The 13,194-nt window shown below is 71.7% G+C and carries 11 protein-coding genes; 9 read left to right on the top strand and 2 right to left on the bottom strand.

Annotated elements, in window-relative coordinates:
- Positions 1-3 precede the first annotated feature (3 nt).
- Positions 4-480 (bottom strand): flagellar protein FlgN, encoded by a 477-nt coding sequence (locus BKA05_RS01975; protein ID WP_179529925.1) that lies wholly within the window; start codon positions 478-480, stop codon positions 4-6.
- A 365-nt stretch (positions 481-845) separates the two neighbouring features.
- On the opposite strand from BKA05_RS01975, the gene BKA05_RS01980 reads away from it, so the two are divergent.
- The 9 genes from BKA05_RS01980 to BKA05_RS02020 all read left to right on the top strand — a co-directional run bounded on the left by BKA05_RS01980 (position 846) and on the right by BKA05_RS02020 (position 11,511).
- A complete protein-coding gene (locus tag BKA05_RS01980; protein WP_343045475.1) occupies positions 846-1,757 on the top strand; it encodes a sigma-70 family RNA polymerase sigma factor in 912 nt (303 codons plus the stop codon).
- Between the two features lie 138 nt (positions 1,758-1,895).
- Positions 1,896-3,020 (top strand): flagellin N-terminal helical domain-containing protein, encoded by a 1,125-nt coding sequence (locus BKA05_RS19950; RefSeq protein WP_179529926.1) that lies wholly within the window; start codon positions 1,896-1,898, stop codon positions 3,018-3,020.
- A 163-nt stretch (positions 3,021-3,183) separates the two neighbouring features.
- On the top strand, positions 3,184-4,515 hold the full coding sequence (gene fliD / locus BKA05_RS01990; RefSeq protein ID WP_179529927.1) for a flagellar filament capping protein FliD: 1,332 nt from the start codon (positions 3,184-3,186) through the stop codon (positions 4,513-4,515).
- Positions 4,516-4,546: 31 nt separating this feature from the next.
- On the top strand, positions 4,547-4,927 hold the full coding sequence (fliS, locus tag BKA05_RS01995; protein WP_179529928.1) for a flagellar export chaperone FliS: 381 nt from the start codon (positions 4,547-4,549) through the stop codon (positions 4,925-4,927).
- Complete coding sequence (locus BKA05_RS02000; RefSeq protein WP_179529929.1) at positions 4,924-5,331, top strand: hypothetical protein; 408 nt, start codon at positions 4,924-4,926, stop codon at positions 5,329-5,331. The genes fliS and BKA05_RS02000 overlap by 4 nt, the downstream gene beginning before the upstream one ends.
- Positions 5,332-5,661: 330 nt before the next feature.
- On the top strand, positions 5,662-8,022 hold the full coding sequence (locus tag BKA05_RS02005) for a chemotaxis protein CheW (RefSeq protein WP_179529930.1): 2,361 nt from the start codon (positions 5,662-5,664) through the stop codon (positions 8,020-8,022).
- The gene (locus tag BKA05_RS02010) at positions 8,019-8,513 is read left to right on the top strand and encodes a chemotaxis protein CheW (RefSeq protein WP_179529931.1); all 495 of its coding nucleotides are present in this window, start codon (positions 8,019-8,021) and stop codon (positions 8,511-8,513) included. Before BKA05_RS02005 ends, BKA05_RS02010 begins: the two co-directional genes overlap by 4 nt.
- Positions 8,510-10,837: a methyl-accepting chemotaxis protein gene (locus tag BKA05_RS02015; protein ID WP_343045476.1), complete on the top strand. Its 2,328-nt coding sequence runs from the start codon at positions 8,510-8,512 to the stop codon at positions 10,835-10,837. The genes BKA05_RS02010 and BKA05_RS02015 overlap by 4 nt, the downstream gene beginning before the upstream one ends.
- Positions 10,838-11,049: 212 nt before the next feature.
- Positions 11,050-11,511: a MarR family winged helix-turn-helix transcriptional regulator gene (locus BKA05_RS02020; RefSeq protein ID WP_179529932.1), complete on the top strand. Its 462-nt coding sequence runs from the start codon at positions 11,050-11,052 to the stop codon at positions 11,509-11,511.
- Between the two features lie 52 nt (positions 11,512-11,563).
- Here the strand turns inward: BKA05_RS02020 and BKA05_RS02025 are convergent, their stop codons facing one another.
- Positions 11,564-13,186, bottom strand: a complete 1,623-nt coding sequence (locus BKA05_RS02025; RefSeq protein WP_179529933.1) for a glycoside hydrolase family 13 protein — start codon at positions 13,184-13,186, stop codon at positions 11,564-11,566.
- Positions 13,187-13,194 lie beyond the last annotated feature (8 nt).

Here is a 13,194-nt window from a genome sequence, read left to right on the forward strand (position 1 = left end):
GGGTCAGAGCGCGCTGTCGAAGAGGCGGGCGACCGACGAGCCCCCCACGGCGCTGCCGTCGGGGGAGTAGCCGTCGGTGGGATCCCCGAGCTCGGCCAGCGCCTCGCGGGCCTGGCGGTAGCCCTGGGTGAGCAGGTCCCGGTTGGAGTCGGCCAGGGCGGTGATCTGGCGGGTGGAGGCCGCGAAGGCCTCGCGGTGCTCGTGCAGGATCGTCGACCAGGGCTCGGGGGCGGCGTCGGCGAGCTGGCGCAGCGACGGGTTGGGCGCACACCCGACCTCGGCGGCCGCGACGTCCGCGGCGGTCGCGCGCAGGACCTCGGTCTCGCGCAGTGTCTCCAGCACCGCCTCGACGTCGCGGGCAGCACGCATCAGGTGCTCGGTGCGGTTGCTGGCGAGCACCAGCTGCTCGACCTCGAGCCGGTAGAGCAGGGTGTCCAGGAGCTCGCGCTCGCGCCACAGGACCAGGCACAGCTTCTCCATGGCGGACTCCGACTCTGCTCGACGGAGACTCCCCCACGGGGCCTCCTGGGATGGCACACGCTGCCGGGACTCCAGTCGGCGGCTCGTCAAGTCACCTGAGAGGTTTTTCGAGGGCGTGTCCGGCCCGGATCCGCGGCTGCTGACCTATATTCACGGGCTGCAGGCGGGATCGGGACCGGCATGTGTGGAAGCTGTGAAATGGTCGCGTGGGCGGCTGGTCTAGCCCCTTCGGGCCAGTCCGGTCCAAAACCCTGTCGTCGTTCAGTAAAGCGGCGCAACCTGTGACATGTGTCCCGGTCTGGGAGGCCGAGGCACACCCGCTGGTCAGGGAGGGCCAGCGGTCGGGAGCACTGAGGGAGGCTCGCGTGACCAACGACGCGTGCGACAACATCGCCGCCGCACAGGCAGCTGCTGGACAGGGTGACGGGCACGGTGCCGGCACCCCGGTCGACGACGTACACGACCCTCAGCGGGAGACGCTGGTGGTCGAGCACATGACGCTGGTGTCCCACATCGTTCGCGAGACGATGACCCGGGTCCCGGCGCACGTCAGCCGTGACGACCTGCAGTCGGCCGGCCTGACCGCCCTGGTCAAGGCCGCCAGGGCCTACGAGCCCGACCGGGGCGTGCCGTTCACCAGGTACGCCGCCAGCCGCATCCGCGGCGCGATCCTCGACGAGCTGCGCCAGGTCGACTGGGCCTCGCGCTCGGTCCGTCGTCGCGGCCGCGACCTCGAGGCGGCCCGCACCGCGCTGGCCAACACCCTCGGCCGCGCACCGGAGAACCACGAGGTCGCCGCCTCGCTGGGGCTCTCGGTCGCCGAGGTGGAGTCCAACGACGGCGACGTCGCCCGCGCCAACGTGCTGTCGCTCCAGGGCTCGGAGGTCTCCTTCGAGGACATGCTGGTCAGCACGTCGCCGGCGCCCGCGGATCTCGTGGAGCACCGCGAGAAGCTGGAGTACCTCGTCGACGCGATCGCCGAGCTGCCCGAGCGGCTGCGCATCGTGGTGCAGGAGTACTTCCTCGCCGAGCGGCCGATGGCCGAGATCGCCGAGACCCTCGGCGTCACCGAGTCGCGGGTCTCCCAGATCCGTGCCGAGGCGCTGGTCCTGCTGCGCGACGCCCTCAACAGCGCCCTGGACCCCAGCCTGGTCACGCCGCACGCCCGCCCCAACGGGTGCGCCGCCCAACGCCGCAACGCCTACTTCGAGGCCGTGGCCGCCCGCCACGCCTCAGGTCGGGTCACCGCCCGGATCCCCCAGGCCGGCACCGCCTAGGGATCCGTCGACCCGCCGCCCGTCGGCCCCGTCGAGAACTGCTCGAGATTTTTCCTCAAGCGGCTCGGGACGGGGCCGATGTGCTTCTCGAGGCCCATGGACGGGCCGCCCGACTCACCATCCAGGAAGGGATCCATCATGAGTCTTCGCATCAACCAGAACATCGACGCGGTCAACAGCTACCGCAACCTGTCGGTCACGCAGGGCCAGATGAGCAAGTCCCTGGAGAAGCTCTCCAGCGGCTTCCGCATCAACCGTGCCGCCGACGACGCGGCCGGTCTCGCCATCTCCGAGGGCCTGCGCTCGCAGATCGGTGGCCTCAAGGTCGCCGTCCGCAACACCCAGGACGGCGTCAGCGTCGTGCAGACCGCTGAGGGTGCGCTCACCGAGACGCACTCGATCCTCCAGCGCATGCGCGACCTGGCGGTGCAGTCGTCCAACGACTCCAACGACACCAACTCCCGTGCGGCGATCAACGCCGAGGCGACCGCGCTGAAGGACGAGCTGACCCGCATCGCGGACAAGACGACCTTCAACAACGTCAAGCTCCTCGACGGCAACTTCACGGGCAAGGAGTTCCAGGTCGGGTACGCCGCCGGTGACACCATCACCGTCGACATCCAGGCTGCCGGCGCCTCGGCCGCCACCTCGACGTGGGCCAACGGTGCCGCCACCGCGACCGCGGCGGCCGCCACCTTCACCCAGAACGGTGTCGTCGTCACCACCGCGGCGCTGACCGCCAGCACCGACGCCAACAACATCGCCACCCAGCTGAACAACGACTCGAACTTCTCGTCGTCGTTCACCGCGTCGGTCGACGACAACGGCGGCCTGGTCGTCCAGTCCAACACCGGCCTCGCCGGTGCCATCACCGTCGGTGGCGGCCTCAACGCGGCCGGCACCAACGCGGCTGCCGGCGCTGGCGGTGGCGGCTTCTCGGCCGTCAACCTCGGTGTCTCCGGCGTCAACCTGGGCACCCAGGCCGGCGCCAGCTCCGCGATCACGGCGATCGACTCGGCCATCGAGTCCGTGTCGACCGCTCGCGCCAACCTCGGTGCCCTGCAGAACCGGTTCGAGCACACGATCAACAACCTGAACGTGACCGCCGAGAACCTCTCCGCCAGCGAGAGCCGGATCCGCGACACCGACATGGCCCAGGAGATGATGGCCTTCACCCGGTCGCAGATCCTCTCCCAGGCCGGCACCGCGATGCTCGCCCAGGCCAACCAGGCCCCGCAGAGCGTCCTGTCGCTGCTGCGCTGATCGAGCCGTGAGCTGATCCACCACGTCCCGGTGACCGGGGCCCGACGGCGACCCCGTCGCGGCCCCGGTCCCCGGGACCGGTGTCACCGACACCCACCCGCAGGACCCAGCAGGACCCGGCACCACCAGCAGCACCCGGGAGCGCGAGAGGAGGCGACCTCGAATGGCAGCAAGCATCAGCGGACTGGCCAGCGGTCTGGACACCGCGACCATCATCGACCAGCTCATGCAGCTCGAGGCCGCGCCCCAGAACCGCCTGAAGTCCCGGGTCTCCTCCGAGAAGCTGGTCCTCACCAGCCTCCAGGCGCTCAACAAGACCACCGCGTCCCTGGCCACGAAGGCCGAGGCCCTGGCCAAGGACACCGCCTGGACGCCGCTGGTCTCCACCAGCTCGGCCGCCGGGGTCGGCGTGAGCACCACCAGCTCCGCGTCCCCCCGCAACCTGACCGTCACGGTCACCTCCGTCGCGCAGACCCACCAGCTCGGGTACGCCGGCACGGCCGGTCTCTCCGACGTGGTCACCGGTGCCTCGACGCTGGTCCGGCTGGACCGCTTCGACGGCAGCCCGGTCGAGGTCGAGACCGGTGACGGCACCCTCCAGGGCCTGGTCACCGCGATCAACGACCCGGCCAACGACACCGGCCTGAGCGCCACGGTCGTCAAGGTCGCCGACGGGCAGTACCGCCTGCTGGTCGAGTCCAAGGCCACCGGCACCGCCGCCGATTTCGACCTCACCGCCCAGGACGGCAGTCCGCTGATGGGCGGCGCCACGGTCCGCGGCGGCACCGACGCCTCGATCGACCTCGGCGCCGGCATCGTGGCCTCCAGCTCGACCAACACCTTCGCCGAGGTCGTCCCCGGCGTCACGATCACCCTGGGCAACCAGGCCGCGGTGGGCACCGTCTCCTCGGTCTCGGTGTCCCGCGACGTCGCGGGCATGACCGCCAAGGTCAAGGACCTCGTCGACTCCCTCAACGCGGTCGTCGCCGAGATCGGCGTCAAGACCGCCGGCGGCACCACCGGGAGCGCCGGCCCCTTGGCCGGCGACGGCAACGCCCGGCAGCTGCGCTCGCACCTGCTGGACACCATCCGCACCGGGGGCGGCACCAGCCTGGCGGCGTACGGCATCCAGGTGAACCGCTCGGGTCGGCTCGACTTCGACGAGGCCGCCTTCAAGGCCGCGTACGCCGCGGACCCCACGGGGACCGCGGAGATGTTCACGACCGCCGCGGACGGCTTCGCCGCCCGGGTCTCCGAGGTCGCCAAGGGCGCCAGCGACTCCGCGGACGGGACGCTGAGCGCCGCGATCACGGGTCGCCAGTCCGGCATCGACCGGATGGAGGACTCCATCGACGAGTGGGACCGCCGGCTGACGCTGCGGCGTACCGCTCTCGAGCGGCAGTTCACGGCGCTGGAGACGGCGCTCTCACAGATGTCCAGCCAGTCCAACTGGTTGGCCGGTCAGCTCGCCTCGCTCCCCTCGAGCAGCAGCTGACGCCCACGGGAAGTCAAGGAAGGCACCCCACATGTACAACGATCCCCGCGCCGCATACATGGATGCATCCGTCGCGACCGCCAGCCCCGCCCGCCTGCTCGTCATGCTCTACGAGCGTCTCGTGCTCGACGTGCGCAAGGCCCTGGCCGCCCAGCAGAAGGCGGACCACGCCGAGGCCCACACGCAGCTCGTCCACGCCCAGGACATCGTCCTCGAGCTGCGCGCCAGCCTCGACGTCGAGGCCTGGGAGGGTGGCCCCGGGCTGGCCTCGATCTACGACTTCCTGCACCTGCAGCTGGTGCGGGCCAACATCAACCGCGACGCCGGTGCCACGGAGGGCTGCCTGAAGCTCGTCGAGGACCTGTGCGCCACCTGGCGCGAGGCAGCGCTGGCTGCGAGCCAGGTCGCATGAGCCCGCTGGTCGCCGCCACCGATGCCCACGCCCGTGCCGACTCACCAGCCCTGCGGCTCGTCGACGTCCAGGAAGCAGACCCCGCGGTGATGGCCGAGGCCGACGTGACGGCGTGGGAGATCGCGCTGGACCGCATCGAGCTCGACGTCATGCGTGGGGAGCGCAACCTGGCCCGGGGCCTGGAGTTCCGCACCGACCCGTGGGACCTGCCCGACGACGACATCGGCCCGCTGCCCCCGCAGCTGGTGGACCGTGCGGCCGGCATCCACCGTCGTCAGCACGCGCTGATCGAGAAGATGAGCCGGACGCTGCACCACACGTTGCGTCAGCAGGCGGTGGCCGAGGCCGCCAGCCGCGACCACGGCGCTGCGGCCTACCCCGTGTACGTCGACGTCGCCATCTGACCGACTCCCCCCGCCCCCCAGGACCACCCCTCCCTGGTCCCCGCGACCCCCGCCCTCCTCGTGAGGTCGGGGGTCGCGGTGTGTCCGGGCCCGGCCGCGCCGACGCGGGACGAGCGGGGGCGACGTCTGGACCAGCGTCCAGACCAGTGGTCCGAAATGCGGGAGAACGTGGCCCGGCTCTCACCTTCGCGGGTGGTGCGCCGATGGGGGAGGTCGACTCGCCCACGCGGGCACCGCACGACACCGCAGCGCCGCGCAGGACCAAGGCGGCGCCGGGCAGCACCGGGCAGGACCAGGCAGCACCCGTCAGCAACGAGAAGGGGGAGGGCCGTGGACGACGACGCCGAGATCGTGGCCGAGTTCCTCGTGGAGAGCCACGAGAACCTCGACCAGCTCGACCGTGACCTCGTGGAGCTCGAGCGCACGCCCGACTCCCGGGAGCTGCTCTCCAGCATCTTCCGGACCATCCACACCATCAAGGGCACCAGCGGCTTCCTCGCCTTCAACCGGCTCGAGGCGCTGACCCACGTGGGGGAGAACCTGCTGTCCCGGCTGCGTGACGGCAAGATGGTCATGACCACGCACACCGCCGGCGCGCTGCTCACGATGGTCGACACCGTCCGTGCGCTGCTCGAGGCGATCGAGCACGGCGAGGGTGACGCGGACACCAGCGTGGACGTCGAGTCGGTCGTCTCGCTGCTCGAGCGGGTCCTGGCCGGCGACGTCGACGAGCCCGCGGCCGAGGCCCCGTCCCCGGCAGAGAGCGGTGAGCAGTCAACCGTTCCGGAGTCGGAGTCGGTTGAGGACGCACCGCCCGCCGCGGCTGAGGTCGAAGGCGGTGAGCACTCAACCGTTCCGGAGGCTGACTCGGTTGAGGACGCACCGCTCCCGCAGGCCGTGGTCGCAGGCGGTGAGGGGGCAACCGTTCCGGTGGCCCAGTCGGTTGAGGAGGCACCGCTCCCGCAGGCCGCCCTGCCCGACCCGGAGCCGGTGCTCGAGCCGGTGCTCGAGCCGCTCCTGGAGGAGGCGGCACCCGTGGCGGAGGCCGAGGAGGGCCGGCGTGGGGTGGTCGACTCCTCGGTCCGCGTCGACGTCGACCTTCTCGACGGGCTCGTGCAGCTCGTCGGCGAGCTGGTCCTGACCCGCAACCAGATCCTGCAGCGCACCGAGGCCGCCGACGACGTGGAGCTGGTCCGCGCCTCGCAGCGACTGGACCTCGTGGCCAGCGAGCTGCAGGAGAGCGTGATGCGCACTCGCATGCAGCCGATCGGCCAGGTCTGGTCGAAGATGCCGCGCATCGTGCGCGACCTGGCCCACCAGCTCGGCCGCGAGGTCGACCTGGAGATGGACGGTCACGACACCGAGCTGGACCGCTCGCTGCTCGAGGCGCTCAAGGGCCCGCTGACCCACCTGGTGCGCAACTCCCTGGACCACGGCATCGAGCCGCCCGCCGCCCGGGCGGCCGCGGGCAAGCCGACGGCCGGCCGACTGCTGCTGCGCGCCTACCACGAGTCCGGCCAGGTGGTCGTCGAGATCACCGACGACGGCAGGGGCATCGACCCGCGCCACATCGGCGACGTCGCCGTCCGCCGCGGGGTGGTCACGCGCGAGCAGCTGGCCCGGATGGAGCCGCGCGACGTCCTGGACCTCATCTTCCGCCCCGGCTTCTCCACCGCCGAGCAGGTCACCAACGTCTCCGGCCGCGGGGTCGGCATGGACGTGGTGCGCACCTCGATCGAGCGGATCGGCGGCAGCGTCGACCTGACCAGCACGGTGGGGGCGGGTACGACGATGCGCATCCGCATCCCGCTCACGCTGGCGATCATCCCGGCGCTGGTCGTCGGCCAGCACGGGGAGCGCTACGCGATCCCGCAGGCCAACCTGGTCGAGCTCGTGCGCCTCGAGGGCCAGGACCTCCGCGAGAACGTCGAGACCCTGGCCGGGGCGCCGGTCCTGCGCCTGCGGGGTCGACTGCTGCCGCTCGTCTCGCTGTCCGAGGCGCTGGGCGGTGAGAAGGCCGACCCCGACGGGCTCACGATCGTCGTGGTGCAGGCCGACGAGACCCGCTTCGGCCTGTGCGTCGAGGAGGTCCACGACACCCAGGAGATCGTCGTGAAGCCGATCGGGCGACAGCTCAAGGCGCTCCCGACGTACGCCGGGGCCACGATCATGGGCGACGGCCGGGTGGCCCTCATCCTCGACGTCGGCGGCATCGCACGCACCCGGGTGCTGGGCGCGGCCCACGCGTCGGAGGCGGAGGTGCAGGTCGGCACCGTCGACGCCCGCGCCCTGCTCGTCCTCGAGGTCTCCCAGGGCCGACGGGCGGCGCTGCCGCTCACGGCGGTGAGCCGGCTCGAGGAGTTCGACCTGGCGAGGGTCGAGCGGTCCGGGGGTGTCGAGGTCGTGCAGTACCGCGACGGCATCCTGCCGCTGCTGCGACTCGCGCCCGCAATCGGCCTGGCCGAGTCGCCGCCGTCGGAGGACCAGATCAGCGTGGTCGTCCACGAGGACGGCGACCACCGGGTCGGCATCGTGATCGACCGGGTCCTCGACGTGGTCGAGGAGCAGGTCGTCCCGACGGAGGTGGGTCGGCGCAACGGCGTCCTCGGCTCCGCGGTGGTCCAGGACCGGGTCACCGACCTGGTCGACCTCGACGCCGTCGTACGTCCTCTCCTGGCAGGTGCACGATGACCATCACCGCCCCCCACCAGTCCTCCGGTGCCGCCACGGCGACCACCGGCCAGATGTGCACCTTCTGGGTGGACGGCCTCTACTTCGGCCTCCACGTGGAGCACGTCCAGGAGGTGCTGCGCTACCAGCAGCTGACGGTGGTGCCCTGTGCGCCGGACGCCGTCCACGGCCTCATCAACCTGCGCGGCCAGATCGTGACCGCGCTCGACCTGCGGTGCCGTCTCGGGCTGCCACCGCGACCCGAGGGCGAGCTGCCCATGAACGTCATCGTCCGCTCCCGCGGCGAGGTCGTCTCCCTGCTCGTCGACGACATCGGTGACGTCATCGACACCACCGAGGTCACCCTCCAGCCCACGCCGGCCAACCTGCCCCCCACGGTGCAGGACGTCGTCGGCGGGGTGCTGCCCCTGCCCGGATCGATCCTTCTCGTCGTCGACGCCGAGCGCGCCGTCGACGTCTCCACACCCGACCCCACCGGAGGAACGCCGTGACCGAGCTCCAGACCCGCGCCACCCAGAACGGCTCCGGCACCGCCTCCGCGCGTGCCAAGGCCGTGAAGCAGGCGTCGGCCAAGCCCGCCACCAGGACCACCCGCACGTCCGCGCCGGACCTCACGAAGATGCGCTCCGTCCTCGACGGCCTGCCCACCCGCGTGATGCTGGCCGACACCGACCTCGTGATCACCTACGCCAACCCGGCGACCGTGGAGGGCCTGCGGGCGCTCGCGGACTGGATCCCGGTCTCGCCGGACGAGCTGGTCGGCTCCAGCCTGGACATCTTCCACAAGGACCCGTCCTACCAGCGCGGCCTGCTCGCCGACCCGGAGCAGTACCTGCCCCGCAACGCCATGATCAAGGTCGGCCCGGAGGTCCTCGACCTCACGGTCGCGGCGGTGTACGACGACGACGGCACCTACGTGGGTGCGATGGCGACCTGGGACCTGGTCACCGAGAAGCTCGCGCTCGAGCAGCAGGTCGCCCGGGTGACCTCGATGATGGAGAACTCCCCGACGAACATGATGTTCGCCGACCGGGACTTCACCATCACCTACATGAACCCGGCGTCCCTGGAGACGCTGCGGGGGCTGCAGGAGCACCTGCCGGTCCCGGTGGACAAGATCGTGGGCACCAGCCTCGACGTCTTCCACAAGAGCCCGGACTACCAGCGCGGCATCCTCTCCGACGAGGCCCAGCTGCCCCGGCGCGCCAACATCTCGGTGGGCCCGGAGACCCTGGACCTGCTGGTGTCGGCGATCCGGGACAAGGACGGCGAGTACATCGGCGCGATGGCCACCTGGGAGGTCATCACCTCCAAGCTCAGGGCCGAGGTCGAGCGCAACGACGCGATGGCCGACGCCAACGCCTTCAACAAGACCCTCTCGGTCCTGGCGGGCGCGACCAGCCGCGAGGAGGCCATCCAGAAGACCCTGGACGCGGTGCGCGAGGAGTTCGGCTGGGCCTACGGCTCGTTCTGGGCGATCGACGAGTCCGACGGCCTCCTGCACTTCGACTCCGAGTCGGGCGACGCGGGGCCGGAGTTCCGTCAGGTCACCCTGGCCGCGACCTTCGCCGAGGGCGTGGGGCTGTCGGGTCGGGCCTGGCAGAGCCGTGACCTGTTCTTCACCCCCGACATCGGTCAGATGACCGACTGCGTGCGGGCCCCCGTCGCCCAGCGCGTGGGCGTGAAGTCCGGCCTGTGCTTCCCCGTCATCGTCGACGGCCAGGTCATCGGCACCATGGACTTCTTCATGCTCCAGACCATCGAGCCGAGCCCCCAGCGACTCGACACGCTGCGCAACGTGGGGCGCCTGGTCTCCCAGGCCTTCAGCCGGATCAACAAGGAGACCGCCGACCGGGAGCAGGCCGCCGAGCTCGCCGCGAAGGTCGAGGTCGTCCTCGACGTCGTGCAGGCCGCGGTCGACGGGGACTTCACCCGGGAGCTGACGATCTCCGGCGACGACGCCGTCGGCCAGCTGGCCGGCGGGCTCTCCAGCCTGCTCGGCACGCTGCGTGAGTCGATGAGCACCATCGGTCAGACGGCCGACGCGCTGGGGGTCGCCGCCGAGCAGCTGACGATCCTCTCCCAGGGCATGGGCGACGGCGCGTCGGTCACCTCCGACAAGGCCGCGAGCGCGAGCTCGTCGTCCTCGGAGGTCTCCGCCAGCATCCAGACCGTCGCCTCGGCGGCGGAGGAGATGACCGCCAGCATCCGTGAGATCGCGCAGAACGCGACCGAGGCCGCCTCGGTGGCCACCGGCGCGGTCGGTGTCGCCAGCCAGGCGCAGGACACCGTGGCCAGCCTCGGGGAGTCCTCGGCCGAGATCGGCCAGGTCATCAAGGTGATCACCTCGATCGCCCAGCAGACCAACCTGCTGGCGCTCAACGCCACCATCGAGGCCGCCCGCGCTGGCGACGCCGGCAAGGGCTTCGCGGTGGTCGCCAACGAGGTCAAGGAGCTGGCCAAGGAGACCGCCAAGGCGACCGAGGACATCGGGCGCAAGATCGAGGCGATCCAGGGCGACACCTCCGGTGCGGTCTCGGCGATCTCCGAGATCTCCGAGGTCATCGGCCGGATCAACGACATCCAGACCACGATTGCCTCGGCGGTCGAGGAGCAGACCGCGACCACCAACGAGATCGCCCGGTCGGTGACCGAGGCCGCCGGCGGCGCCAACGGCATCGCCGACGACATCTCCCAGGTGGCCTCGGCGGCCGACGACACCCGCCAGGGCGCGCAGAACACCCTGCAGTCGGCGACCGAGCTGTCCACCATGGCCGCCGAGCTCAAGGCCCAGGTCGGGCGCTTCCGCGTCTGACCCTCGACCCGCCGTCGCCCTCCTCCGCACTCCCCGTCCCGGGCGACGGCCACGGACCGGCCCCGGTCGCACACCCCACCCCCCAGTGCGACCGGGGCCGACCCATGCCGCCGAGAGGTCACCCGCGCACGGCCGAGAGGTCACCCGGGCACGGCCGAGGTCCGAGGAGCAGCAGCGGCGGACCGGGGGACCCGGTTAGGCTCGCAGCCACCATGAGTGCCGCACCGCGCCCGGAGTCCCTCACCCGGCTCGAGCAGGAGGTCGGCGTGCTCGTACGCCGGATCCGCCGGGTGATCGCCGAGCGGGCGGGGGCCGTGCACCCGGAGCTGCAGCCGGCGTCGTACCTCATGCTCGCCCACGTGGCCGAGCACGGCCCGATGCGTGCCTCGACCGTGGCCGACCTGTTCAGCATCGACAAGGGCGCCATCAGCCGTCAGGTCACGCACCTCATCGAGCTGGGCCTGATCGAGAAGTCCCCCGACCCCGAGGACGGCCGGGCCTGGTTGCTGACCGCCACCCCCGACGCGCGGCAGCGGCTGGAGCAGGTCGCCGTGAGCCGGCGGCGCTACCTGGCCGACCGGCTCGACGGGTGGGAGGCCGGCGACCTGGAGACCTTCACCCACCTGCTGGCGCGCTACAACGAGAGCCTGGGCGCCGGCACCGAGGTCGACTGACCCCGGCCCGGCGGCCCCGGTCCGGTCCCGCTCGGCCGGGTCGCGCCGAGCCTCAGCGCAGCCAGACGGCGGTGTCGCCGGGCAGGCTGTCGGTGACCGGTGCGCTGGAGATGACGACCTCGCCGGCGGGCAGCGGCACGGGCGCGCTGCCGCAGTTGAGCACCACCGTCACCTCGCCGCGGCGGAAGGCCAGCAGGTCCTCGCCGAGGTCGAGCATCTCGACGGTCGGGGGCGAGCCGAGCAGCGTGCGCCGGGCAGCGATCGCCCGCCGGTAGAACGCGAGCGTCGAGTCGGGGTCGGCCTCCTGCGCCTCGACGGTCAGGCCCGCCCAGTCGGCGGGCTGGGGGAGCCAGGGCTGCTCCGAGCCCGGCCCGAAGCCGTACGGCGGCTCGGAGCCCGACCACGGGATCGGGACCCGGCACCCGTCGCGCCCGACCTCCGGGGCGTCGGTGTCCTTGGTGCGCAGCCAGCCGGGGTCGGTGCGGTGCTCGGGCGCGACGTCGACCTGCTCCAGGCCGAGCTCCTCGCCCTGGTAGAGGTAGGCCGAGCCGGGCAGCGCGAGCATGGTCAACGTGGCGGCGCGGGCCCGGGCCAGCCCCTGCTCGCCGCCGCCGTATCGGGTGACGTGGCGCACGACGTCGTGGTTGGACAGCACCCAGGTGGGGTCGGCGTGGACCTCCTCGAGCGCCTCGAAGGTGCTGGTGACGACGTTCTCGAAGGAGGCGGCCGACCAGGCCGCGAGCAGCCAGGAGAAGTTGAAGGACTGGCTCATCTCGTCGTCTCGGACGAAGCGCGCCATCGACTCCGGGGACTGGGTCCAGGCCTCGGCGACGGTCATCCGGTCGCCGTCGTACTCGGCGAGGACCTTGTGCCAGCGGCGGTAGACGTCGTGGACCTCGGGCTGGTCCCACATCGGCTCGTCGCGGTCGGTGCGCTCCACCATCGACTGGGTGGCGTTGACGTCGGTGCCGCCGCGCTGGGGCTCACCCTCGGGCACGACCTGGTCGCGCAGCGACTCCTCCTTGAACAACCCGTGCGCCACGTCGACCCGGAAGCCGTCGACGCCGCGGTCGAGCCAGAAGCGCAGGACGTCCTCGAACATGTCGCCGACCTCGGGGTTGCGCCAGTCGAAGTCGGGCTGGGAGGAGTCGAAGAGGTGGAGGTACCACTGGCCGTCCTCGACGCGGTCCCACGCGGAGCCGCCGAAGACCGAGAGCCAGTTGTTGGGCGGCAGGGAGCCGCCCTCGCCCCGACCCTCGCGGAAGATGTAGCGCGCCCGCTCGGGGCTGCCCGGGCCGGCGGCGAGCGCCGCCTGGAACCATGCGTGCTGGTCGGAGGAGTGGTTGGGGACCAGGTCGACGACGACCTTGATCCCGAGGTCGTGGGCCGTCGCCAGCAGGGTGTCGGCATCCTCGAGCGACCCGAAGAGCGGATCGATGTCGCAGTAGTCGGAGACGTCGTAGCCGTGGTCGTGCTGCGGCGAGCGGTAGAACGGGCTGATCCAGATGGCGTCCACGCCGAGCCCGGCGAGGTAGGGCAGGCGGCTGGTGATACCGGGCAGGTCGCCCACCCCGTCACCGTCGGCGTCGGCGAACGAGCGCGGGTAGACCTGGTAGATGACGGCGTGGCGCCACCACTCGTCGGGGGTCTCGGCGGGGGTCTGCTCGATCGTCATGGGACCAT

The organism is Nocardioides marinus, assembly GCF_013408145.1.
Taxonomy (GTDB): Bacteria; Actinomycetota; Actinomycetes; order Propionibacteriales; family Nocardioidaceae; genus Nocardioides; species Nocardioides marinus.